The sequence below is a fragment of the Rubellimicrobium rubrum genome (assembly GCF_006152115.1).
GTDB classification, from domain to species: domain Bacteria; phylum Pseudomonadota; class Alphaproteobacteria; order Rhodobacterales; family Rhodobacteraceae; genus Rubellimicrobium; species Rubellimicrobium rubrum.
Genome location: NZ_VDFU01000039.1, coordinates 1 through 23834, shown reverse-complemented (window position 1 = coordinate 23834; position 23834 = coordinate 1). Strand labels below are relative to the sequence as shown.

Below are 23834 nucleotides of genomic sequence, written 5' to 3'. Positions count from 1 at the left end.
GCCAAGGCCTGCGACGCCATCACGGCGCACGACCCGCATGTGCGGGGCGTGGTGGTGCTGGGGCTCGACGCGCCCGAGGCGGAACTCGCGCAAAGCTTCGCCCTCGCCGCCCGCCAGCCCCTGGTGAAGGGCTTCGCCGTGGGCCGGACCATCTTCGCCGACGCCGCACGGGCCTGGATGACGGGGGCGATGAGCGACCAGGACGCCGTGGCCGAGATGGCCCGCCGCTTTGCGGGCCTATGCGCGACCTGGGACGCGGCAAGACAGGGAGCTCCGTCCGGGGCCCGCGATGGGGCGGGGCGCATGATCCCGCAGGAGGTTTGACATGACAGGCACGATCCGACTGACGGCCGCGCAGGCGATGATGCGCTGGCTGTCGGTGCAGATGACCGAGGACGGCGAGCGCTTCATCGAGGGCGTTTGGGCCATCTTCGGCCATGGCAACGTGGCGGGCATCGGCGAGGCGCTCAGGGGCATCGGCGACGCGCTCCCCACCTGGCGCGGCCAGAACGAGCAGACCATGGCGCATGCCGCCATCGCCTATGCCAAGACCAGGAAGCGCCGTCGCGCGATGGCCGTGACCTCCTCCATCGGGCCGGGGGCCACCAACATGGTGACCGCCGCCGCGCTGGCCCATGTGAACCGCCTGCCGGTGCTGTTCATCCCCGGCGACATCTTCGCCAACCGCCGCCCCGACCCGGTCCTCCAGCAGGTCGAGGACTTCGAGGACGCCACGGTCAGCGCCAACGACTGCTTCCGCCCCGTTTCGCGCTACTTCGACCGCATCATGCGGCCCGAGCACCTGCTCACCGCGCTGCCCAACGCGCTGCGGGTGATGACCGACCCCGCGAACTGCGGGCCCGCGACGCTGGCCTTCTGCCAGGACGTGCAGGCCGAGGCCTTCGACTACCCCGAGAGCTTCTTCACCCCCAAGGTTTGGCGCATCCGCCGGCCCGAGCCCGACCTCGTCGAGGTGGCCGAGGTCGTGGCGGCCATCAAGGCCGCCCGGCGCCCGGTGATCGTGTCGGGCGGCGGCGTGATCTACTCGGGCGCCGAGGCCGACCTCCTGGCCTTTGCGCAGGCCCACAACATCGCGATCGTCGAGACGCAGGCCGGCAAGGGCGCGGTGGACTGGCAGGAGCCGCTGAACTTCGGCTCGCCGGGCGTCACGGGGTCGGACTGCGGCAACAAGCTCTGCGCGGAGGCCGACCTGATCCTGGGCGTGGGCACCCGCTTCCAGGACTTCACCACCGGCTCCTGGGCGATCTTCGCCAACCCCGCGCGCCGGCTCGTGTCCATCAACGTCACGGGCCATGACGCGGCCAAGCACGGCGCGATGCCGCTGGTGGCGGACGCCAAGGTGGCGCTGGCGCGCCTCGCCGAGGGGCTGGGCGGGCAGCGCTTCCCCGATCCGGACTTCGCCTCCCGCGCCGACTGGTTCGCCACCACCGACCGGGTCTTCGCCGCGCCCGAGACGGACGGGACGGCGGAGGGGGCCAACGCGCTGCCCTCCGACGGGCAGGTGATCGGGGCGGTGCAGCGGGTCGCGACCGAGAAGACCGTGGTCATGTGCGCGGCCGGCACCATGCCCGGCGCGCTCCAGATCCTCTGGCGCTCGGCCTCGGGCGGCTACCACATGGAGTACGGCTATTCCTGCATGAGCTACGAGGTGGCGGGCGCCATGGGCATCAAGCTCGCCGCGCCCGAGAAGGAGGTGGTCTGCTTCGTGGGCGACGGCTCCTACATGATGGCGAACTCCGAGCTCGCCACCGCCGTCATGATGCGCGTCCCCTTCACGGTCGTGCTGACCGACAACCGGGGCTACGGCTGCATCAACCGCCTCCAGCAGGCCTGCGGCGGCGCGGAGTTCAACAACATGTACAAGGACAGCAACATCGAGGCGCAGCCCGAGATCGACTTCGTGGCGCATGCGGCCGCGATGGGGGCGCACGCCGTCAAGGCCGGAAGCATCGCGGAGCTCGAGGCCGGGATCCTGGCCGCGCGCGAGCGGTCCATCCCGACCGTGGTGGTCATCGACACCGAAGCCGTCACCGGCCCCGGCGCGGGCGGCGCCTGGTGGGACGTGGCCGTGCCGGCCGTGGGCACGACCGACACGCTCAAGGCCGCACGCGAGAGGTACGAGGCGGGGCTCGCCCTCCAGCGGGTCGACTGAGGAGCGGGTCGGGGCGTCCGCCGCAGCCCCGTGACACCCCGGCGAGGCCCCCCGGAGGGGGCCTCGTCCCATGTAACGGCAGGCCCAACTGGAGAGGGACAGATGATGGCGAACCTTCTGCGCAAACCCTTCGGCGCCCATGGCAAGGTCCACGAGATCACGCCCGTCTCGGCGGGCTGGCGCTATGTGGGCTTCTCGCTCTACCGGCTCCGCGCCGGCGAGACGGCCGCCGAGGCCACGGGCGGCATGGAGGCGATCCTGGTCCTGGTCGAGGGCCGCGCGCGCCTCACCGCCGCGGGACGCGATTGGGGCGAGCTGGGCGACCGCATGGACGTCTTCGAGCGCACCCCGCCGCACTGCCTTTACGTCCCGAACGGCGCAAGCTGGGAGGCCCGGGCCACCACCGACTGCACCTTGGCCGTCTGCCTCGCGCCCGGCCGGGGCGGGCATGAGGCGCGGCGGATCGGGCCGGAAGGGATCACCCTCACCCAGCGGGGCACCGGGCCCAACACCCGCTTCATCAACAACATCGCCATGGAAGCCGAGGACACCGCCGACAGCCTTCTGGTGACCGAGGTGTTCACGCCCGCCGGCCACTGGTCCTCCTACCCCTCCCACCGGCACGACGAGGACGACTTCCCGCGCATCACCTACCTCGAGGAGACGTACTACCACCGCCTGAACCCCCGGCAGGGCTTCGGCCTCCAGCGCGTCTACACCGACGACCGCACCCTCGACGAGGTGATGGCGGTCGAGAACCACGACGTCGTGCTCGTGCCGCGCGGCCACCACCCCTGCGGCGCCCCCCACGGCTACGAGATGTACTACCTCAACGTCATGGCCGGCCCCCGCCGCGCCTGGCGCTTCGAACCTGATCCCAAGCACGAGTGGATCCTGGAACGGGACGCGATCTAGGGCAGGGCGCCCGGGCCGAACCCGACATTGGTGATCCAGGAAGCTGTTGCGGGATCCGATCGGGTCGCCAGGCCGGGAGGAGCCGCACATTTTTCGAGTGCGGGCGAAACTCACCCGCGACGCGTCCCAGATCGCGTCAAACAGGCTGCACGACTCACCCACACTGGTGAAGCTTCGGGGGCTCTGGTCGTACCTGGGACGGTTTACAGTCAGCCCTGTAAACCGCCTCTACCGCTACTCTGAAGAAACGCCCATCTTTCCCGAGGAAAAACTGGAGGCAAGTACCGGAATCGAACCAGTCTACAGGGATTTGCAATCCGCTGACGGGACCTCATCAGTCGCCTATGCAGTCTATATCCCGCGACAGGCTGAACCGAGCTGTTCGCCAGAGTCCAAATCCTGCCCCCGCAACTATCCGAATCCCATTACAGCCTGTGGAGGAGGTTCGTATTCGGGACTGTGACCTGTGCCTTTGCCGCTGTGGTTGGCGTCGCTCTCAAGAGCGGATGCCGTCAATGTGGGAAGCTCTTCTCGTTTGAGCTGCCGAGGACCCCTGAAGATTTCGCGTCCGCCGCGCCTGATCCAAGCCGGCCTTAAAGAACACCAACAGGGACGGCGCAAGCTGTGGGGCAGGGTGACTTGCTGTGACTTCGCACTTGTGTCCGAGAGAGACGTGGTTCCTTGTAGTTCCAGCGTCAAGCCAGCCGGGGAGGAACACCTTGCCACTCAAGAAGACCTCGGATCTTGGCGTAGGGCAGGACCCGCGACGGATTGCGGTTGGGGCAGATCAGCCCGCGCGTGATGTGTCCCGCTCGCGGGATCGGGTGCGCGCCCGCCAGGACAGGATCGCGGAACGCATAGGTGCGGCGACCGAGGAACTGGCCAGCGGCATTGCTGAGGGAGCAGCTGCGGCAGAAGAACTACGCCGGGCCATGTCGCAGATCGCCGCAGGCGCTGAAGAGGCAGCCGGCGCCTCTCAGGAGTCGCTTGGTGCGATCTCCGCCATTTACGAGGCGATGACAGAGGGGCGCGGCCGGGCCCAGGAAGCGCGGCGGCAGACCGAAGCCCTCCAAACGCAGCTAGCCGAGGCGAGCGGGCAGATTAGCCTGTCCGTGACCAGCATCAGGGCCAACGCAGAACGGCAAGGCGCCTCGGTCAAGGCGACGAAGGCTTTGGAGCTGCAGGCCGAGGCCATTACGACCGTGACGTCGAGCATTGTCCGGATCGCCGACCAAACCAACCTGCTCGCCCTGAACGCCGCCATTGAGGCCGCACGGGCAGGTGCCCAGGGGCGTGGCTTCGCCGTAATTGCCGACGAGGTCCGCGCCTTGGCCGACAGGGCGGAGAAGGGTGCCTCGGAGGCGGAGGCGCTGGCGACCCGGATCCGTGAACAGGTAGGCGTCGCGGCGGCGGCGATCCAGGTCTCCTCGGACGAGGCCGCCAAACAGGCCGAATCCGGCCAGGATGTGGTCGCCGCCCTGGAGGACCTGCGGCGCGATATGGTCGCTCTGGCCGAGGGATCCCAATCGATCCTCGTCGGGGCGGTTGAAGCCGAGGTGGCCACGAGGGAGGCGCAGCGCGGGGCGGAGCAGGTCGCAACTGCCGCCGAAGAGCAGGCCGCCGCCTCGACCGAGGCTCTCCAGGCCATTGAGCAGCAGACGCAGGCGCTCGAGCAGAGCCAAGCCACGGCCCATGCCCTCGCGACCATTGCCGACGACCTTCGGGCGAGCACGACGATGGCTGACGCCGCGGGCGAGGTCGGTTCGGCGGCTGAGGAGCTTTCAGGCACCGTGCAGGAGCTTTCTGGCGCCGCAGCCCAGATCATGGCCGCCATCGAGCAGATTGGTCGCGGGGCTCAGTTGCAGGCTGCGGCGGCCCAACAGTCCAGCACGGCCATGGCCCAGATCGAGAGCGGAGCGACGCAGACCCAGGCGACAGCCCAGGATGCCGTGGAACGTGCCACCTCCATGCGGGACCTCATTGGCGAAAGCCGCCGGACCATCGACCGCCTCATCGAGGGGGTGGCCACGGCGTTGCAAGACACCAAGCGAAGCCTGACCTTGGTTTCCGGCCTCGAGGACGCCTGCCGCCAGATAGACCGCATCGTCGACGCGATCACGATGGTCAGCCTGCAGACCAACCTGCTGGCCGTCAGCGGCGCCATCGAGGCTGCCCGCGTGGACGAGCACGGGGCCGGTTTCGCCCTGGTTTCAGCCGATATCCGCGCGCTATCGCAGGATGCGGCCGAGAATGCGGCTCAGATCCGGGAAACTGTGCGCGCCATCCAGGATGGGGTCGCGCGCGTGCGGCGTGACCTGGAGCAGGTAGGGGCCGTCGTGGAGATCGAGGTGCAGAAGAACCGGGCAGTGACCGGGTCGCTCGCTGGGATCGACGATGAGATAGAAAAGGTTCGCACGGGGAGCCGTGCCATCCTGGATGGTGCGGAGCGCATGCTGACCGCCAGTCGCGAGGCCGCCGCGGGGGCGCGGCAGATTGCCGTGGCGGCCGAGCAGGCGAGCTCGGCCGTTACTCAGGCGGCCACGGCGGCGCGACAGCAGGCCAGGGGGGCCGAAGACTTGGCTGCCGCCATCGAGGAAATCGCTTCGCTGGCCGATGAGTTGCATGCCTGACGACATCCCTACGCGCCTTGAAGAAGGGCAGGCGTACCTGAGCTTCGAAGTCGCGGGCGAAGGCTATGCGGTGCGCCTGGGCCTGGTACGGGAGATCTTGCGCGTGCCTCCGCTCGTGCAGGTGCCGCAAAGCCCGGCGAGCCTTGATGGGCTGGGCAACCTTCGTGGCCGCGTCTTGCCGGTCGTCAGCCTGGGCGGCCTGCTGAGGAAGCCCCCGTGCCAGCCGACGGCAGAGGGGCGGGTTCTGGTGCTCGACCGAGGGTCCCTCGTGGGGCTCAGGGTCGACAAGATCGGAGCCTTGCTGACCATCGGCGCGGACGACCTGACGGAGAGCGGGTCCGTGGACGCGGCCACCCTCCTGCGGAAGCATGGCGCCGAGCTTCGGCTGATCGATCCCGAGGGCCTGCTCGCGGCGGACTTCAGGTCGCAGCCGAGCGCGGCGAGATCCGGGGCGCCGCGTTCCGGGGGGTACGGGGTCAAGAAAGGGACTCCGTCCCGGCAGGTCGGCGTGATCGGCTTCGAACTGGCAGGGCAGGAGTATGCCTTGCCGCTCGACGACGTTCGGGAAGTCCTCCCTGTCCCGGCCGACCTAGCAAACCTGCCTGGCGATGACGACGCCGTGCTCGGGGTGGCGACGGTTGACGGGCGCGTCCTCCCGATCCTGTCCGGGGCAGCTCTTCTGGGCCTGCCAGCCGGGACCGGCGAAGCCGGTCGAAGCCGGCTGATCGTGGTCTCGGTCGGGAGGACCAGCTTCGGCATGATGGTGGACCGGACGACGGCGATCCATCGCCCAAATGCAGAAAGTCTCGACTCCATGCCGGCGATCCTGAGACGTGGCCCCGAGTCCGAGGCCGAGGTCCAGGCAATCGTCCGCGTGGGAGGTCGCCTCGTAGGCCTCCTCTCGCCGGAGCGGCTGCTGAGCCCTGAACGGATGGAGCTCGTGACCAACTTGGACAACGAGGACGGTGCGATGGAGCTTGTTGGCAAAGATCCTGAGACGCAGCAGTTCGTCTTGTTCCGCATCGGCGACACGGAATGCGGCGTTCCCGTCGTGGAGGCGGAGGAAGCGGTACGTGTCCCGGAGCGGTTCTCGGCGCTGCCCCGGAGTCCGTCCTACGTGCTTGGGGTCATGACTCTGCGGGGTCGGGCCCTGCCGGTGATCGACCTCCGAGGGCGGCTCAACCTGCCGCCGGTTGCACCCACGGGACGCGAAAGGGTCCTGATCCTGTCGTCAAAGGGGCGCCGGGTCGGGTTCTTGGTCGACTCGGTCAGCGAGGTCGCGCGCCTGCCGGCTGCTGCCATCGAGCCCGCGCCGGAGCTGGCGGACGGGCGGGCCATGGTGGTCACGCAGGCTGCCAACCTGGCCGAAACTGGGCGGCTGATCCTCATCGTTGACGTGAGCCGGCTGCTGGACGGGACCGAGATGCTCGCGCAGGACGCGGCTGCCCTGTGATCAAGTTGCTGATCGTGGACGACTCGGCGCTCATGCGCAGGCTCTTGGCGGGGCTTTTCGCGGCCGAGGGCGACTTTGAGGTCCGGCTGGCCCGGGACGGAGAGGAAGGGCTGGACATGGCCCGGGCCGAGCGGCCGGATGTGATGACGCTGGACGTGCAGATGCCGCGCATGGATGGCCTGGCCTGCCTCGACCGCCTGATGATCGAGGCACCATGTCCCGTCGTCATGGTGTCCGCAATCACCGAAAAGGGAGCCGAGGCCACGCTGGAAGCCCTGCGCCTGGGGGCGGTCGATGTCGTGACCAAGCCGACCGGCGCTGTTTCGCTGGAGATGGACCGGCTCGGTCCGCTGATCGTCGCCAAGGTACGCGCCGCCGCCGGGGCCAAGCTGCGGCGCAGCCTGCGGTTGACCGAAGTCGTCCGGCACCGGGTCGGACGGGAAGCCCTGTCCCTGCAACGATCATCGCGGAGCCTGCTAGCTATCCGGCCCGAGCCAGCGGCGGCGGTCGGCAGGATGGTCCTCATCGGAACCTCGACCGGTGGGCCTCCCGCTCTGGAGACGGTCCTCTCCCAATTTCCGGCCGACTTTCCGTGCCCCGTGCTGGTCGTGCAGCACATGCCTGCGACCTTCACGGGAGCCATGGCCCGTCGGCTGGACGCGCTTTGCGCCATCGAGGTGGTGGAGGTGGATGCGCCCATGCCGATCGTGCCGGGCCGCGCTTATATTGGGCGCGGCGACGCCGACCTCCTCCTGGCTAGGCGCTCAGGAGGCTTGGTGGCGCTCCCGGCTCCGGCGTCGGAAAAATACCTTTGGCATCCGAGCGTGGACCGTATGGTCGACAGCGTCCTGGAGCTGCTGCCGGCCGAACAACTGCTGGGCGTGCTCATGACCGGCATGGGTCGCGACGGGGCCGAGGCCATGACGCGCCTCCGCCAGCGCGGGGGGCGCACGATCGCCGAGTCCGAAGCAACCGCGGTCGTGTGGGGGATGCCGGGCGAGCTCGTCCGCTCCGGCGGGGCGGAGGCCGTCGTGCCCTTGGACGAGATCGCCCCCTTGATCCTTCGAATGGTGACCTGAGATGCCCCTGGTGAGACGCGGAACAACCACGCCCCCGACCTCGGAGGCCGCCCCGCCCTCGAGGGCGGATCTCGAAGCGGTGGATGCGCATGTCCGGCGCGGCGCTGCCCGTCGACTGAGTGTTGATCCCGGCGCAGCGGACGCCTTGGGACGGGCGTTCGGCGTCGAAGGCGATCCCAGCGTGCGCGAGGCGATACTTGCGGCCTTGGTGCGGATCGGCGGGGTGAGGGCCGTAGAGGCGGTCCTGCCCTATCTCAGGTCCGATGACGCGGCGTTGCGGACCGGAGCCTTGGACGTGCTCAAGAGCCTTCCCGAGTCCGTCGAATGCCTGCCCGCACTCCTGGACGATCCCGATGCCGACCTCCGCGTGCTCGCGGCCGAGGTCGCGCGTGCCATGCCGAACGGAGCCGCGCTCCTGTGCCGGCGCCTCCTGCACGAGCATGACCCGAACGTCTGCGCCGCCGCGCTGGACGTCTTGGCCGAGATCGGTGGACCGGACTGCCTCCCCAGCCTGCAGGTCTGCGCGGAACGCTACGTCTCAGAGCCATTTCTCCGCTACGCGGTTGCGACGGCCGTGGCGCGGATCGGCGGTTCGCAGGCACCTGGGTCCTGATGGCTGCTGCCTCACCACGTGCGGCGACGGAGGAGGAGTTCCTGAAGCTCTGCGATTTCCTTTACCGGCACACGGGCTTGGCGCTCACGCCAGCCAAGCGGTACTATGTCGACCGTCGTTTGGCCGAGAGGATGGAGGCCACCGGGGCGGGTTCGTTTGGGTCCTACTTCGCTACCCTGCGCGCCGATGTCGGCGGCGAGATGGAGCTGCTGGTCAACAGCCTAACCGTCAATGAGACTTACTTCTACCGGGAGGACCACCAGCTTCGCTGCCTCACCTCGTCGCTGCTGGACCCGGTGGCCAGGCGCAAGCGGCGGGGGGAGCCGATCCGAATCTGGTCCGTGCCCTGCTCCACCGGAGAGGAGCCCTATTCCATCGCGATCTGGCTTCTTGAGAACTGGCCCGCGGTGGATGAGTTCGAGATCGAGATCCTGGGCTCCGACATCGACACCCGCGCGCTGGCGGCGGCTCGGGACGGCAGCTACGGCAAGCGCGCCTTGTCGCGACTGTCCCCCGATCTGGTCGGAAAGTACTTCGATCCGGCGGGGGAGGAGAGGTGGCAGATCATCGAGGGCCTCCGGAATTCGATCCAGCTCACCCAGGCCAACCTGGTGGACGGGGCCGAGATGGCGCGCCATGGCCGCTTCGACGTGGTCTTCTGTCGGAACGTGCTGATCTATTTCGATGACGCCTCGCGCCGGATTGCGGCCGGAAACCTTTACGACGCCCTGCTGCCCGGCGGATACATCTGCCTGGGCCATGCGGAATCGATGAGCCGCATCTCGTCATTGTTCGAGGTCGTCCGCACCGAGGAGGCGATCGTCTACAGGCGGCCCGAGGAGAAGGCGCATGACTGATCGGGCCCGGCGCGTTCTGGTCGTCGACGACTCCGCCCTGGTGCGGCGCTGGGTCCGCCACGTCCTCGAGCCGGCTGGTTTCGCGATTGAGGAAGCGCTGAACGGCATCGAGGCGCTGGAGAAGGCGCTAGGTGGTGGGTTCGACCTGATCGTGGTGGACGTGAACATGCCGCGCATGGATGGGATGACATTCCTGCGGTCACTCCGCCGCCAGCCGTTGCCCGTCGGCGGGACGCCCGCCCTCGTGGCCAGCACCGAAAACGGCCCGCAGGACCGTGAGGCCGCGCGACGGGCCGGGGCGAACTTCTACCTCGTCAAGCCGCTCGACGAGGAAATCCTGCGGTCCCATGTCGCCGCGCTGGCGGGAGCGCCCGCATGGACGCCATGACCGAGCAGTTTCTGATCGAGGCGCGCGAGCTCATCGCCCAGGCGGTCGACGATCTCCTGGAACTGGAGCGCAACCCGGCGGACAAGTCGAGGCTTGAGGGACTGTTCCGGGCCTTTCATACCCTCAAGGGCTCGGCGGGCATCGTAGGGCTGCCGCCGCTGGCGCGGCTCATGCACGCGGTGGAGGAGGTGCTCGACGCTTGGCGGGCGGGCAGGACCCGACCTTCGGCCGACCTCGTCGACTGGGCGCTGGCGACCCTCGACGTGACGGAAGGCTGGCTTGAACACTACGAGAGGTCAGGCAACCTGCCAACCGAGGCCGATGACCAAGTCAATTTGCTGGTCGGGCAACAGGCCGGGCCGCCGGGTCAGCCAAGGCCTGCAGCCTCCGCGGCGACACCGGCCTGGGTCAAGAGGATGCTGGCCGATCTGGGACCCGGGGCAACCGGGCCGCTTTTAGCGATCGAGTATGAGCCGCGCCGCCGCTGCTTTTTCGACGGCGACGACCCGGTCGGCCTTCTGCGCCGGCTGCCGGGATTGCTGGCCCTTGGTGTCGAGCCGCGTGAGCCCTGGCCCTCGCTGGAGGAGGTAGACCCCTTCGCCTGCAACCTTCGCTTCCGGGCGATTGCTCAAGCCCCTTTGGCCGAGGCGCAAACTCTGTTTCGGTTCGCCGCGGACCAGGTCAGGATCGGTCAGGTCGACCCACCGCGACAGGCGGCCACGCCCAGCGAGTCGCTGCTGGAGGCCATCCTTGCCGAACAGGTCCGCTTGCTCGACGCCGCATCGGACGGAGACGACGCACGGGGACGCCTGGACTCGGCTATCCGGGCGGCGGCAAGCGCGCTGCGGCACGCCGGTGCCGGGGAGCGCGCCCAACGGGTGGAGGGGGCCGGTCAGGAGGCTCTGGCCACGGGCGACCTCCAATTGCTCCTGGCCGCGCTTCAGGACCAGCCCGCCAGCAGCGAAGCGCCCGAAGCCGCCTGGTTGCCCACTGCGGCCCTTCGGATAGACCCCGCTCGGGTGGACACGCTGGTGGACCTTTCCGGTGAGATCATCGTCGCGCGGAACGCCCTCACCTTCCTGATCGGCCAAGCAGAGGCGGGGATGCCGGCGGCCGAACTTCTCCGCAGCCTGAGGGAGCGTGGGGCCGAGATCGACCGCCTCGCGACCCGTCTGCAGCAGGGCGTCATGGACCTGCGCCTTCTGCCGCTTTCCCCGGTGTTCCGACGTTTCCCCCGGCTAGTGCGGGAAACGGCCCGTGTATTGGGCAAGGAGGTCGCCCTCGTCACCCGCGGGGAGGAGACCCGAGTCGACAAGGCGGTCGTCGACATGCTCTTCGAACCGCTCCTGCACTTGGTCCGCAACGCTTTGGACCACGGCATCGAGGCGCCGGCCGAGCGGCGTGCCAAGGGCAAGCCAGAAGAAGGCGTGGTCTCCCTGACGGCCCGTCACCAAGGCGATCGCATCCTGATCGAGGTCGGCGACGACGGGCGAGGTATGGACGAGGGGGCTATCCGTCGTGCCGCCGTCGCGCGCGGCTTCTTTTCTGAGGACGAAGCCGGGGCGCTGACGGGGACCGAGACGCTTGGGCTGGTGTTCCGCGCGGGCTTCTCGACCGCGTCGCAACTGTCTGACCTGTCGGGCCGGGGCGTCGGGATGGACGTAGTCCGTACGGCCGTGGAAGCTGTCGGCGGAAGCGTGAGCCTGTCTAGCGAGCCAGGGCATGGCACGACCTGCCAACTCATCTTGCCGATCGGCATGGCCCTGACCCGGATCCTCGTGGTCCGGGTCGGGCAGGAGCGGTTCGGGATCCCCATGGACCGGGCCGCCGAGGTGCTGCGCCTGCCGCGCCGTGCGATCCAGCCGGTCCATGGAGGCCAAGCCTTCGTGCTGCGAGAGCGTACGGTGCCGATGGTGGTCCTCGCCGACCTGCTGGACCTCCCCCCCGGCGAGCCTCAGGAGGACGTTCCAACCCTCGTGATTGTCTCGGGCCATGGAGCCGTCGGCCTTGCCGTGGACGCATTCGAGGAGCGGCTCGACGTGGCCCTCCGCCCGCCCGAGGGGGTCCTGGCCGCCATGGCGAACCTGCTGGGCACCACGTTGCGAGGGGACGGTCGCGTGCTGCTGGTCCTCGACTTGGAAAGGCTCCTGTCATGACCGTTCGCGCCGATGGTGCGATCCTCCTTGAAGGCGAGTGCCCCGTCGAGGACTCGGAAGCGCTGGTCCAAGCCCTGCAGGACTCCCCTGGCCGGGTCATCGACTGGACTGGAGCGACGCGCCTGCATACGTCCGTCGTCCAGGTCGTGCTGCTCGCGGAGCGACAGGTGATAGGCCCCTGCGGCGACCCCTTCGTGGCACGCTGGATCGAGCCCAGCATGGTTGCGGCATCCGTGGTAGAAGGATAGCCTGCCTAGGAAATTTCGTAGATTGCTCGGGAAGGTGAAGGCCAAGTGGTTGGATCGGAGGACGGCGGGACCGTCCAGCACACGGCGTTGATTGTCGATGACAGCAAGCTGGCCCGCATGGTGGTCGCCAAGGCGCTTGGACGGCTGCGGCCCGACTGGCTTCTGATGGAGGCGACCGATGCCGACGATGCCCTGGCCAGGGTCAAGGAGCAGGCCGTCCACGTTGCGTTGATCGATTTCAACATGCCGGGGACAGATGGCCTGTCGCTTGCCGCCGACCTGCGGAAACTATGGCCCGCCATGCCGATCGCCATCATCTCGGCCAACGTACAGGACGAGATCATCGCGCGGGCCCGAGCGCTGGACGCGACTTTCGTCCCCAAGCCTCTTACGGACGACGCCTTGGGCTCCTTCCTGTCCGGCGCCACTCTGCGGCTGAGGCGTGGGGCCGCATGAGCGACACACTGATCGAATTGAACGAGATCGAGCGCGACGCGTTGTCCGAGTTGGCCAACCTCGGCGTGGGTCGTGCGGCCGCCAGCCTGGCCCGCATGGTGGGTGAGCAGGTCTTGCTATCGGTCCCCTCGGTCGACGTCGTCACGCGCGAGCAGGCGACGACCCTGGCCGTACGTGGAAACACGGGCAGCCTCGTCGCCGTCCAGCAGAGCTTCGTCGGCCCCTTCTCGGGCCAGGCCCTTCTGGTGTTCCCGGAGGCGAACAGCCTGGAGTTGGTTCGGGCGGTCGTGGGCGAGGCGGTGCCTCTCGAGGACGTTGCCGATATGGAGCAGGAGGCCGTTGCGGAGATCGGCAACATCGTCCTGAACGGGTGCCTGGCCACGATGGCGAACATGCTCCGTCAGCGGCTCGACATGTCCCTGCCCGAGGTCATGCACACCAGCGGCGCCCAGATCTTTGCCTCCTCACTGTCCGGCGAGGACGGCGGGCTCGTCCTGTTCCTATTCATCGACTTCCGGGTCCGGCAGCGCGACATCCAAGGCTATATCGCGCTGCTGATGGACCTGCCCTCGCTGGAGCGACTCAAGGATCTGATCAACGACTTCGTCCTCCGCGCCACCTCCGATCCAGCCGCTACTGCGCAAAATGGCTGAGTCCGATCTCAATGCGGCTCTCGACGCGTTGGAGGGTGGCCTCATCTTATTCGACGCCGCTGCACGCGTCCTTTGGTGGAACATCTGGTTCGCCTCGGCCTCGGGCATCTCTCTGGAGGTCGGGCAGGGTCGCTCCGTCGACGAGATATTTCCTGGCCCGGAGGAGTCGCGGCTCCAATGGGCCGTCGCCGACGCGCTGGAACTGGGAATCTCTAGGACGCTGAGCCATGCCCTGAATCCTGGGCTGCTGCCCTTGCGGCGACGGGACGGCCGATCGCTCATCCACAACATGCTCGTCAAGCCGGTCGAGAGGGCGGGAACGAGGCTCGCCCTAGTCCAGGTGATCGACGCCAGCGCGGCCCATGACCGGGAGCGTATCCTTCGCGATCGCCTGAACGCTCGGTTCAGCGCGGTGGTCGATGGTGCGTTCGATGCCATCCTGACGACGGACGGCCAAGGGCACATCCAGTGGCTGAACGCGGCCGCGGTACGGCAGTTCGGCTACACCACCGACGAGGCCGAGGGTCAGGAAATCACGCTGCTTCTGCCGCATCAGCCTGGGCTGGGCCTTGGTCTGATTGAGCGCCCCATCGAGAGCGTGGGGCGGCGCAAGGATGGCACCTTCCTGCCCGTCGAGGTTTCCGTGGCGCCTTGGACCAGCGATGGGAGACGCCAGCTGACGGTCATTCTGCGCGACCTGAGCGAACGCAAGCGCGCCGAAGATGCCTTGCGCGCCGCAGCGGCCGTGTCTTCCGGCACGAGCGACAACATTCTTCTGGAGGAATTGGCCCGCGAGCTCGCGACCGGGCTTGGGGTTGAGCACGCCCACATCGCCGTTTTTGCGGATGCGGCGGGGCAACGGCTCCGCTCGCTCGCGGCTTGGTCCGCTGGCGGAGTCTTGGAGCCTTTCGAGGTTCCCGTCGGGGACATTCCCTGCGCAGTGACCCTCGCCGAGGGCAGTTGCGTGGTGCCCCGGGACGCGCAGGCGCGGTTTCCCAAGGGCTCAGTTCTGGCTGAATATGGATTCCAGAGTTATGTCGGGGTGAGGTTCCATGATGCGCAAGGTAAGCCTGTCGGGGTGGTCTGCGCCATGGACCGGCTGCCTTTGGCCAACCCGGACCTTGCCCACCGCCTCGTTGCCGCCTTTGCAGCACGCGTGGGGGGCGAGCTGGCTCGGCAGCGGGCCGAGGCTGACCTGAGATCCCTGAACGCCGACCTTGAACAGCGGGTGAGCGATCGAACCCAGGCCTTGGCCCAGGCGGCCGCCGATCTCGTGGCCGAGATGAAGCAGCGAGAGGACGCGCAAGCAGCCTTGGCGCAGAGCCAGAAACTTGAGGCTCTGGGTCAGCTGGTCGGGGGTGTGGCGCATGATTTCAATAATCTGCTGGCTGCGATCACCGGGAGCTATGCTCTGATCGGCCGCCGTATCCAGGACCCCGAAATCCTTACGATCCTCGAGCACGGCCGCAAGGCGGCCGATCGTGCCACCGAGCTCATCCGACATCTACTGGCCTTCGCCCGGCGTGAGGAGCTCAAGCCCAAGGTGGTCGAACCGGCCCGGCTGCTCGCCGACGTAGCGGACCTTCTGTTCCATGCCGCCGGAGCCCAGGTGTCCTGCACGATAGACACCGACCCCGAGGCTTGGCCCGTGCTGGTGGACACCCATCGCCTTGAGGTCGCGCTCCTCAACCTGGTCGTGAACGCGCGTGACGCCATGCCGGACGGCGGGAGCCTTGTGATCCGGGCAAGACGGCTCTCCCGGCGCGAGACTCGGCCCTCGCAACTGCCCGAGGGCGATTATAGCGTGATCTCGGTCAGTGACACAGGGTCAGGCATGTCGCCCGAGGTCCTGGCCCGCGCGGTTGAGCCTTTCTTCACGACCAAGGTCATAGGCAAGGGAACGGGGCTTGGCTTGGCGATGGTGCACGGGTTCGTAGAGCAGTCCGGGGGCGCCTTGACGATCGAAAGTCGCATGGGCGAGGGGACCACCATCAGCCTTGTCCTTCCCCGTGCAGACGCAGCGGTCGCTGTTGAAGATCGAGCGTCGGCTTTAGTCAGGGTCCCTGCCCAGCAGAGGACCGGCGTCGTCTTGGTCGTGGATGACGACGATCAGGTCCGTCCGGTGACAGCGGCCTTCCTGCGCGACTTGGGCTACGACGTCCTCGAGGCGGCAAGCGGGGATGCCGCGATCTCGATCGTGCAAGCCACCTCTCGTCTGGACATCGTCGTGACCGACGTGGTGATGCCCGATATGGACGGGCCTACGCTGGCTACCCGGCTTCGGGCCACGCGCCCCGACCTCCCCCTCGTCTTCGTGACAGGCCACGCCGATCCAGGAATGCTCGACGGAGAGACGGTCATCGCCAAGCCGTTCAGCCCCAACGAGCTCGCCTTAGGCCTTCTACAACACGATCCGAACTGGCTGCGCTCCGAGGAGGACCTGAACCACCATCACGAGGCCGGGCCACCCTCCTGACGGCAGCCTGACTTGGCGTGCGTTCCTCAGCCGTGATCCGAGGGACCAACAGACAACTGCATTATGGCTCGTCCGCCATTCTCCGATGATGACAGAGCCCGATCGTAGGGCGGAGGACTCCGTCGAAGGGGCGCCTCTTCGCAATAGTCGGAGGAGTTAACTCTCGGTGGCTTCCAAACCCTACAACCAACCCACGTCACCTACCGTGGCGGGGATTCGATCAATTAGACTTGCTCTGCGCTTCCGGCCGCTCTCTGGCGCTGAACGCCGACCGGTGACGCCGAGATCGACCATCCCCGTGACCAGCCAAGTGCCCCTTTGCGCCGCGATCTGATGTTGTTCGCCCCGAGCCTGCAAGGCCTGCTTGAACCGCTGGAGGTCTCGGGATGTTCGGGTCGACGACTGTCCCATCCTGCGAGAGGGCGGGTGACATCGAAGGCCTCCTTGGGCACGGCGCCTCGGGATATGCGGTGCACCACTTCGAAGGCCGCTTGCCCGAGCGCGGCCATCGGCCGACGATCTGAACCTCATGCCCATGCGCTTCATGAACGTGAGTCCAACGCAGGCGGCGAAGGCCGCGGCGGGCAAGGTCCGCGCACGGATGAGCACTGCTGCGCTCCGATTACGACTGCCTCGATCTGGTCTCTGCAAGCTGCGCCCGCGCTGCGCATCCATCGGATCTTGTTCCTACAGAACGACGCTGACCAGCATCACGAGAGGCAGCGACACCAGCGACGCGAGGGACGTGACCACACTCAGCGTCTTTAGCGCGCCCGCCGTGGACAGGCCGAGCAGCGCCTTGAACATCCAGAAGAAGTTACTGTTGACGTGGACAGCGAAAAGCGCTCCGGACGCGATCGCAAGCCCGATCACCACCGGCGAGACCGACAACTGGGGAATGATCGGCCCTATGATGCCCGCCGCCGTCAGCGCCGCGACCGAGACCGAACCAATGGCCACATGCAGCACGGCGGCAATGAACCAAGCGAGCAGGATCGTGAGCAGAACCGACCCGCTGGCGTCGGCCGAAAAGAGCTTGGCAAGCTCGTCGTCCATGCCCGAGGCCGTGATGACCGCACCGAGGGCACCACCGACGCCGGTGATCAGTAGGATCTCGCCGCTAGTGTGGAAACCTTCGGAGATCGCGGCGTTGGTGGGCTCCACGCCGATCGAGCGGCGCGCCAGAACATAGGCCCCGAGCAGGCCAACAAACAACGCCAGGTTGGCGTTACCGATAAAGTCGATGAAGTCGTTCGTGACGCCTGCGAGCTTGGCGAATGCCCCGAGGGCGATCATCATCAGCGGGACGACGATCGGCGCTACCGATATTGGCAGACTCGGCATTCGTGCGTCCTGCACCTCTGCGCTCTCGCGGTCGTGGGCCTCGACCTCCTCCATCGCCGCATCCGGGTCCTCGTCGGAGGCGGGCTTCCAATAGCCGGATCGCAGCAACATGTGGTACAGGAATGTCGTGACCAAGGCCGTCGTGAGACCGATGAGGAGGCCCCAGACCAGCCACGCGCCCAAGCTGACGTCGACCTGCCCGGCAATCAGCAGCACGGCGAGGCCGGGCACGACAAAGACATAGCCCGAAAAGATGCCCGTGCCGATGGCGCCGGCGAGCAGCGGCAGGCCGATCGGTCCGACATGACGCGCGGTCGCCCGGGCCACGGGCGAGGCCAGCACCACCTGCACATCGACATAGATGGACGGGAAGATGGTCGACATGACGGCGGCCATGGCATAGGGTAGCCGAACCGGACCGACTGCCGAAACCAGCGCGGTCACGATGCGCCGGAACGCACCCGTGGCATGCAGCAGCGACCCGATCAGGACCCCAAAGCCGATCAGCAGGCCGACCTTGGCCATGATCTCGCCAAAACCCGAGGTGATCGCCTCGAGCGTGCCGGTGAAGCCCACCCCGGCTGCCAGCCCAAGATAGAGCGAACCCAGCACCAGAGAAATGACCGGGTCGACCCGGACGCGGATGATGAGTGCGATTACCAGAAGGATCGAAATGGCGCTGTGCAGGACGATCATAGGCCAGGCGCTCCCTGTGCTCAGGTGTTGGTTTACCTTAGATCGGGTCAGCCGACAGGCCACCACCCCATGTCTGATTGTCCTCCAGTGATGTTGACCGAGCCGCAGCCCTCTCCAGAGAGGCAACGCATGAGATTGGCCGAGCGGGGGGGCACCCCGCCCGGACCATTTCGCACTTCCCCGTGGTGCCACCAAAGGTGTTTCACCCCCAGTGGTCAGGCCCAGCCGGCCCGACGATCAAAGCATCCTTGTAGCTCTCACGTAGGCGCACCGCGCCTTCGCCCAGACCGGATACGGCGAGGACGCCCGGCGGGTCATTCTGGCCCTCGTCGACCAGGAGACCCGACCCGTCACTGCGACTGTGGCAGGCCTGGGATAATGCTCGGTCCGGATCCAGGTCAGCGACATGTCACAACGCTGGCACAGGCATGCCGTGGCCGGTTGCTGTTACCGCAAGGTGCCGAATGTCTGTCGAACGTCTTCGACGAAGCGGTCCGGGGCTTCGAGCGCTGCAAAGTGCCCGCCGCGATCCGCTTCGCGGAAGTGGACAAGGTTCTGGAAACGGCGCTCCGCCCAACGGCGGGACAGGCGAAGCTGCTCGGCCGGGAACATGCTGATCCCTGTCGGCACTGGCACCGGAGCATGGGGCATGCCGCCGGCCTGCATCGCCTGGAACCCCTCCCAGTAGAGCCGTGCCGAGCTCGGGCCGGCGTTGGGCAGCCAGTAGAGCATGATGTCGTCGATCATGTCGTCGAGGCTGAAGACCCGTTCGGGATCGCCACCGCTGTCCGACACGTCCTGGAACAGCGCGTAGATCCAGGACGCGAGCCCCACCGGAGAGTCCGCTAACCCAAACGCCACCGACTGTGGCCGCGTGCCCTGAAGCTTCATATAGGCCGAGTACTGATGCTCATACCGGGCTGCGTCGTCCAGCATCCGGCGTTCGTCCGGCGTCGCTTGGGCGATCTCCTCCTGCGCTGGCTGGAAGGGCACGAAGTTCAGGTGCAGCCCGGCGAGACCGTCCGGGGCCATGTGGCCGAGCGTCAGCGCGACCATCGCCCCCCAATCGCCGCCCTGCACGCCCCAGCGCTGGTAGCCCAGCCGGTTCATGAGCGTGATCCAAGCCAAGGCGATCCGCCCGACGTTCCAGCCCGGCTCGGTCGGGTGGCCGGAGAAGCCAAAGCCCGGCATCGACGGGATGACGAGGTGGAACGCCTGGCTCGCCTCGCCCCCATGGGCCGCCGGGTTTACGAGAGGGTCGATCACGTGCCGGAATTCCAGCACCGACCCAGGCCAGCCATGCAGCATGAGAAGCGGCATCGCGTCCTCATGCGGCGAGCGGATGTGGAGGAAATGGATGTCGACGCCGTCGATTTCCGTTTGGAACTGACCCAGGTCGTTCAGGGTGGCCTCGCAGCGGCGCCAGTCGTAATGGTGCCGCCAGTGCTCGGCAAGGGCGCGTAGCTTGGCCAGTGGCGGACCCTGCCGGCCGTCCTCAATCGGGCTCGGCGTAGGCCAACGGGTCATGTCCAGACGTCGGGCCAGATCGTCGAGATCGCCCTGCGGAACGTTCAGTACGAAGGGCTTGATGGCGTGGCTCATGTGGCTTCCTCTGCAGATCGGGATCGCGCCTTGAACAGGCGCGAGAGTCTAAATAGAACGATGACGTTCTATTTTCAGATTGGGAGAGGGATGGCAAGTGGGTACGTCGGCGAAACCACGGGTCGGGCGTCCGTCGTCGAAGGACGCGGGTGAGGTCGACGCTCGCATCCTGAGGGCGGCGACAGACGTGTTCCTGGCGCGCGGTTATGACGGCGCCACGTTCGAGGCCATCGCCGCCGCCGCCGGCGCCAGCAAGGCCACGCTCTACGCCCGCTACCCTGGGAAGCCGGACCTCTTCGCGGCGGTAATCCGCGCCAATGTCGAAGTGGCCCTAGTCCCCGCCGCCGATGTGCCAGGGGACCTGCCTCTGCGCGAGCGCCTGACCCGCGCGGGGCGCGCCGTCATCTCCGAGGCGATGGCGCCGGTTCCACTCGCACTGATGCGGCTCTTTATCGCCGAGGCGCCGCGCCAGCGCGACCTGATCCGCGAAGCAGACGCTCTTGGCCGCCGCGCCGGCATCCGCCGCATCGCCGAGGCGATTGCCGGCCCGGACAGGGACGATCCCGCCGCGGTTGCCCGTGCCGAACCGGCTGCGGCCCAGTTCATCAATCTCGCCTTCGTGCCCCACCAGATGCGAGCGCTTCTCGGCGATGAGGCGGCTGATCTCAGAAAGGACTTGGAGGGCCGCATCGCCGTCGCAATTGACGCGCTCGAAGCTGCTGGACTTGTTCCGACGCGGTCTGACGGAACTTGAGTTGCCGCGTAGTCATGCGTTCAGGACGAGGAGGTGAGGTCGCGAAGCAATGCTTTTCGTGTGGGCTCTGGACAGGTGCTCCTCACGTGGACGATCGAGGGGTCACCTGGTTCGGTGCACGCTAGTTGCCTTGCTCAAGGGATGGCAACTCTCGGTCGGATCGCGCCCCCGCAACCATTTGCACCCGGTCACAAGCCGTGGCGTAGGTTTGACTGCCTTCCAAGCTTCGCTGTCGATCGCAGCACCATGTTTGTGGGAGTTCAGGGGACCATCTCTGGTTCTGTACAGGGCTGGTGTCGATAGCTCTTGCGACCGTCCGGCCGCCGTTCCTCAACTTGGGTGCGCATCATGCGGAGAACGTCCGGCCCGGAGATCCTCAAAGTCCTGCCGGACTTCCGCCAAGGTTCGGCTCCCAAGTTCCTGAAGCAGCACCGCCTCTGCCCGCGCGAAGGCGATTGCGAGAGAGGCATTCACGGCCTGCTCCACCAAGCATGCGGGATGGTCCCGCGCCGGGCCCAAGGCGAAGACCGACCCCGGCCCGAGCGCCTCGTGAATGTCGCGCAGGGTGATCCGGTCAAGCGGACGGGTCAGCCGCCAGCCGCCGTGATGACCCTTTTCCGACAGCACGAGGCCACGCTGACGCAGGCCCGCCATGGTGCGGCGCACGACCACGGGGTTCGTATTGAGCGTGACGGCGATGGCCTGCGAGGTCGCGGCACCCTCGTACTCGGCCATGTGGATCAGAACGTGCAGCATGCGCGAGAGACGCAGGTCCTTGCTCATCAAATCCCTTTCCGGACAGCGGGCCAGTCCAGAGATATGTCCCCCGCCACCTTCACGCAACACTGCGTGTAGCATGACGTTGACGGGCAGATTTTCTCGTAACCTAAGATGTTTTCTGAATCGGACGGTTGGTCTAGTTCGGTCGAGAAGGAGAGCGTCATGGATTATGATGCCATCGTCATTGGGGGCAGCTATGCCGGGCTTTCGGCGGCGCTTCAGCTGGCCCGCGCCCGGCGCCGGGTGCTGGTTATCGACGCCGGGGAGCGGCGGAACCGCTTCGCGTCATCCTCGCACGGCTTCCTGGGCCAGGACGGCTGCGCGCCGGGCGTCATCGTGGCGGAGTCGCGGGAGCAGCTTCTCCACTATCCCGCCGTGACGGGGGATGCCGGGCCGGCGCTCTCGGCTGGCCGCATGGAGGCGGGGTTCACGATCGGGACGGGCGAGGGAGCTCTGACCGGAGACCGGGTGATCCTGGCCATCGGCATCACCGACAGCCTGCCCGACGTGCCGGGCCTGTCGGAGCGGTGGGGCCGCTCGATCTTTCATTGCCCCTACTGCCATGCACCACGCCCTGCTCCTGCCGGATTGTGGGCCGACGACGTTCTTTCTCAATGGCACCTTCGAGCCCGACACGGCGCAACTGGCCGAGCTGGAGCGGTGGGGCGCCGCCCTAGAGCGTACCCCCGTTGCGCGCATCACAGGGGAGCGGGCTGACGTCATCCTCGCGGACGGGCGCGAGGTTCCGCTTGATGGGCTCTTCACGCTGACTCGCACCCGACCTTCGGGCACCTTGGCGGAGCAGCTCGGCTGCCGGCTGGAGGACAGCCCGATGGGCCAGTTCATTGCGGTCGACGGCATTTTCCGAACCTCAGTGCCCGGAGTCATCGCTTGCGGGGATGCGGCGCGTGCGGCTGGATCGGTGGCGTTTCCGGTGGGCGACGCTGCCATGGCCGGTGTCAGCCCGCACCGGTCGCTGATCTTCGGGCCGGAGTAAAGAATTTCGCCGAACTGGCCTGCCGCGGGCGTTTGGACGGGCCCACCTGTGAAGGTGATGGACGCAACGTCCGCGAGCCGGCGTCGGACCGGGTTCGAGCGTGGGCCCGACAAAGGGACGAACCGCCGGCCTGATCAGATCCCCTGCCGGCTCATCTGCACCGCCACTGCCAAGACAGCGCCGCCGGCCACGATCTCGGCGAGGCTGAGGGCGTGGGCGATGCTCGTGCCCCGGCCCAGCCGCAGGAACGCACTCTCGCGCAGCGCCACCGAGGCCGGCGCAGCAGCTATGGTCACGCAGGCCATCCCCAGGGCCATGATGAAGGCGACGGCCACGCCTGCGCCGAAGATGCCCATGCGCCAGGTCAGGATCAGGAGGAACAGCGCCTCCGTGCAAGGCCGGACCGCCACAGCGGCGATCAGCGCGAAGGCCTCGGCCGGGGTGCTCACGCGGGCTGCGGCTTCAGGCAAAGGGCCGTGAGCATGGCTGCAGGTAGCACAGACCGGCGCGGCGCCGAGACCCGCGACGCCGGAGAGGTCATTGGGATCGTTCAAGGCGTGGGCGGCGTCCGCGCGACCCTCTTGCGCAGAGATACTCACGCGCCAGAGACCGCGAGCGCCCCGCAGCAGAAGCCACGCCCCCACACCGCCGATCATGGCGGCGCTGAGCATCATGAGGTCGCGGTCGGCAAGGGCCTGCATCTGCTCGCGGGAGAGAGCAAGCAAGAGCATGCCCGCGAGCACCAGGAGCACGGCGATCCCGGCTTGGGGCAGCGAGGACGCGAGCGCCAGTCGCGCGAGCTTGAGGGCCGCCACGCGCCGGCCCAAGCCATAATCGCTGACCACCAGCTTGCCATGCCCAGGTCCCGCCGCGTGCAGGACGCCGTAGCCGACGCAGAGCATTCATTGGCTGAGGAGCGCCCCGGGCTCGCCGGCCCGCAGGCTTCGGAGCGCGCGCGCCATGGCGTCCTGCACCTCGTTCTGAGCGGCGGCGGCGCGGCGGCCGAGCTCCTCGGCCCCGCCCATCCGCCAGAACCAGAGAGCGACCAGGAGCATTAGGAGCGCCGCGCCTTGCATGAGGGGGAGGCTCGGCCGCCGCATCGAACCTCCACGCGGTCGGAGAAGGCCTCGCCGATGGGCGGAAGCTGCATGTCACGCGGAGCTGAAGCCCGGTCGAGCCCGGCCCAGGTCGCATCTACCTCGGCCTGCGCGGCCTTGAGGTCGGCGCGGATCAGGGTGGCTTCGCAGGACGGATCGCCCCTGACGGTCACACCTGTCACGGTGTAGGCGACGTAGTAGTACGGATCGAAGATCTTGACCGTCACCGGGATCTCGATCGCGGAAGCGGGGGTGGCGAGGGGACGGCGGTGGGCTTCGATGACCCTCCCCTCCACGAAGGTGACCTCCTCGTCCTCGCGAGGCGCGAGTGGGAGGTGCGCTCCCGCTGCTGACGACGAGGTCCCCCGTGTAGTCCGCAGGCCAGTCGGCGACGTTGGCCGCAAGCCGGGTGCGATACGGGTATCGGCGGCTCCACATCCTGCTTCGACGGGAGGGCTGGGCCATGA

Annotated in this window: 23 protein-coding genes; 17 read left to right on the top strand and 6 right to left on the bottom strand. The window is 67.6% G+C overall.

From position 1 onward, the window contains the following. The 14 genes from FHG66_RS19310 to FHG66_RS19245 all read left to right on the top strand — a co-directional run. Positions 1 to 324 (top strand): 2-deoxy-5-keto-D-gluconate 6-phosphate aldolase domain-containing protein (locus FHG66_RS19310; protein WP_139078687.1); only part of this gene is annotated, 324 nt, incomplete at its 5' end. Between the two features lies 1 nt (position 325). Then, positions 326 to 2173 carry a 3D-(3,5/4)-trihydroxycyclohexane-1,2-dione acylhydrolase (decyclizing) gene (iolD, locus tag FHG66_RS19305; RefSeq protein ID WP_139078686.1) on the top strand — a complete coding sequence of 616 codons (1848 nt, stop codon included), beginning with the start codon at positions 326 to 328 and terminating at the stop codon, positions 2171 to 2173. 105 nt (positions 2174 to 2278) lie between these two features. Continuing rightward, positions 2279 to 3088 carry a 5-deoxy-glucuronate isomerase gene (gene iolB / locus FHG66_RS19300; protein WP_139078689.1) on the top strand — a complete coding sequence of 270 codons (810 nt, stop codon included), beginning with the start codon at positions 2279 to 2281 and terminating at the stop codon, positions 3086 to 3088. A gap of 719 nt (positions 3089 to 3807) precedes the next feature. Beyond that, positions 3808 to 5718, top strand: coding sequence for a methyl-accepting chemotaxis protein (locus FHG66_RS19295; protein ID WP_139078685.1), 1911 nt, complete (start codon positions 3808 to 3810; stop codon positions 5716 to 5718). Next, entirely contained in the window at positions 5711 to 7171 is a 1461-nt protein-coding gene (locus FHG66_RS19290; RefSeq protein WP_176556349.1) for a chemotaxis protein CheW, read from the top strand. Before FHG66_RS19295 ends, FHG66_RS19290 begins: the two co-directional genes overlap by 8 nt. Further along, positions 7168 to 8250, top strand: a complete 1083-nt coding sequence (gene cheB, locus FHG66_RS19285) for a chemotaxis-specific protein-glutamate methyltransferase CheB (protein WP_139078683.1) — start codon at positions 7168 to 7170, stop codon at positions 8248 to 8250. Before FHG66_RS19290 ends, cheB begins: the two co-directional genes overlap by 4 nt. Before the next feature lie 10 nt (positions 8251 to 8260). Further along, complete coding sequence (locus FHG66_RS19280; protein WP_176556348.1) at positions 8261 to 8863, top strand: HEAT repeat domain-containing protein; 603 nt, start codon at positions 8261 to 8263, stop codon at positions 8861 to 8863. Beyond that, positions 8863 to 9720, top strand: a complete 858-nt coding sequence (locus FHG66_RS19275) for a CheR family methyltransferase (RefSeq protein WP_139078681.1) — start codon at positions 8863 to 8865, stop codon at positions 9718 to 9720. The genes FHG66_RS19280 and FHG66_RS19275 overlap by 1 nt, the downstream gene beginning before the upstream one ends. Then, positions 9713 to 10108, top strand: a complete 396-nt coding sequence (locus FHG66_RS19270) for a response regulator (RefSeq protein ID WP_139078680.1) — start codon at positions 9713 to 9715, stop codon at positions 10106 to 10108. The genes FHG66_RS19275 and FHG66_RS19270 overlap by 8 nt, the downstream gene beginning before the upstream one ends. Further along, positions 10096 to 12264 (top strand): chemotaxis protein CheA, encoded by a 2169-nt coding sequence (locus FHG66_RS19265; RefSeq protein ID WP_139078679.1) that lies wholly within the window; start codon positions 10096 to 10098, stop codon positions 12262 to 12264. The genes FHG66_RS19270 and FHG66_RS19265 overlap by 13 nt, the downstream gene beginning before the upstream one ends. Then, positions 12261 to 12512 carry a hypothetical protein gene (locus FHG66_RS19260; protein ID WP_139078678.1) on the top strand — a complete coding sequence of 84 codons (252 nt, stop codon included), beginning with the start codon at positions 12261 to 12263 and terminating at the stop codon, positions 12510 to 12512. The genes FHG66_RS19265 and FHG66_RS19260 overlap by 4 nt, the downstream gene beginning before the upstream one ends. 45 nt (positions 12513 to 12557) lie before the next feature. After that, positions 12558 to 12968, top strand: a complete 411-nt coding sequence (locus FHG66_RS19255) for a response regulator transcription factor (RefSeq protein ID WP_218013917.1) — start codon at positions 12558 to 12560, stop codon at positions 12966 to 12968. Next, the gene (locus FHG66_RS19250; protein ID WP_139078677.1) at positions 12965 to 13621 is read left to right on the top strand and encodes a chemotaxis protein CheX; all 657 of its coding nucleotides are present in this window, start codon (positions 12965 to 12967) and stop codon (positions 13619 to 13621) included. The genes FHG66_RS19255 and FHG66_RS19250 overlap by 4 nt, the downstream gene beginning before the upstream one ends. After that, positions 13614 to 16097 (top strand): PAS domain-containing hybrid sensor histidine kinase/response regulator, encoded by a 2484-nt coding sequence (locus FHG66_RS19245; protein ID WP_139078676.1) that lies wholly within the window; start codon positions 13614 to 13616, stop codon positions 16095 to 16097. The genes FHG66_RS19250 and FHG66_RS19245 overlap by 8 nt, the downstream gene beginning before the upstream one ends. Before the next feature lie 687 nt (positions 16098 to 16784). Here the strand turns inward: FHG66_RS19245 and FHG66_RS19240 are convergent. Both FHG66_RS19240 and FHG66_RS19235 read right to left on the bottom strand, forming a co-directional pair. Next, positions 16785 to 18137 carry a GntP family permease gene (locus tag FHG66_RS19240; RefSeq protein WP_139078675.1) on the bottom strand — a complete coding sequence of 451 codons (1353 nt, stop codon included), beginning with the start codon at positions 18135 to 18137 and terminating at the stop codon, positions 16785 to 16787. 447 nt (positions 18138 to 18584) lie between these two features. Continuing rightward, a complete protein-coding gene (locus FHG66_RS19235) occupies positions 18585 to 19739 on the bottom strand; it encodes an epoxide hydrolase family protein (protein WP_139078674.1) in 1155 nt (384 codons plus the stop codon). Between the two features lie 97 nt (positions 19740 to 19836). Here FHG66_RS19235 and FHG66_RS19230 point away from each other — a divergent pair, with 97 nt between their 5' ends. Further along, positions 19837 to 20493 carry a TetR/AcrR family transcriptional regulator gene (locus FHG66_RS19230; protein WP_176556347.1) on the top strand — a complete coding sequence of 219 codons (657 nt, stop codon included), beginning with the start codon at positions 19837 to 19839 and terminating at the stop codon, positions 20491 to 20493. Positions 20494 to 20823: 330 nt separating this feature from the next. Here the strand turns inward: FHG66_RS19230 and FHG66_RS19225 are convergent, their stop codons facing one another. Further along, positions 20824 to 21276 (bottom strand): Rrf2 family transcriptional regulator, encoded by a 453-nt coding sequence (locus tag FHG66_RS19225; RefSeq protein WP_139078672.1) that lies wholly within the window; start codon positions 21274 to 21276, stop codon positions 20824 to 20826. A gap of 159 nt (positions 21277 to 21435) precedes the next feature. On the opposite strand from FHG66_RS19225, the gene FHG66_RS19220 reads away from it, so the two are divergent. Beyond that, positions 21436 to 21990, top strand: coding sequence for an FAD-dependent oxidoreductase (locus tag FHG66_RS19220; protein ID WP_342777497.1), 555 nt, complete (start codon positions 21436 to 21438; stop codon positions 21988 to 21990). Continuing rightward, positions 21917 to 22270, top strand: a complete 354-nt coding sequence (locus tag FHG66_RS22790; RefSeq protein WP_342777498.1) for an FAD-dependent oxidoreductase — start codon at positions 21917 to 21919, stop codon at positions 22268 to 22270. Before FHG66_RS19220 ends, FHG66_RS22790 begins: the two co-directional genes overlap by 74 nt. 134 nt (positions 22271 to 22404) lie before the next feature. On the opposite strand, the gene FHG66_RS19215 is transcribed toward FHG66_RS22790, so the two are convergent. From FHG66_RS19215 to FHG66_RS19210, 3 genes are read right to left on the bottom strand one after another with little or no spacing between them, the layout of a single operon-like run. After that, on the bottom strand, positions 22405 to 23172 hold the full coding sequence (locus FHG66_RS19215; RefSeq protein ID WP_246082688.1) for a nickel/cobalt transporter: 768 nt from the start codon (positions 23170 to 23172) through the stop codon (positions 22405 to 22407). Next, complete coding sequence (locus FHG66_RS22470; RefSeq protein WP_246082687.1) at positions 23173 to 23325, bottom strand: hypothetical protein; 153 nt, start codon at positions 23323 to 23325, stop codon at positions 23173 to 23175. After that, positions 23325 to 23771: a DUF1007 family protein gene (locus tag FHG66_RS19210; protein ID WP_176556346.1), complete on the bottom strand. Its 447-nt coding sequence runs from the start codon at positions 23769 to 23771 to the stop codon at positions 23325 to 23327. The genes FHG66_RS22470 and FHG66_RS19210 overlap by 1 nt, the downstream gene beginning before the upstream one ends. Positions 23772 to 23834 lie beyond the last annotated feature (63 nt).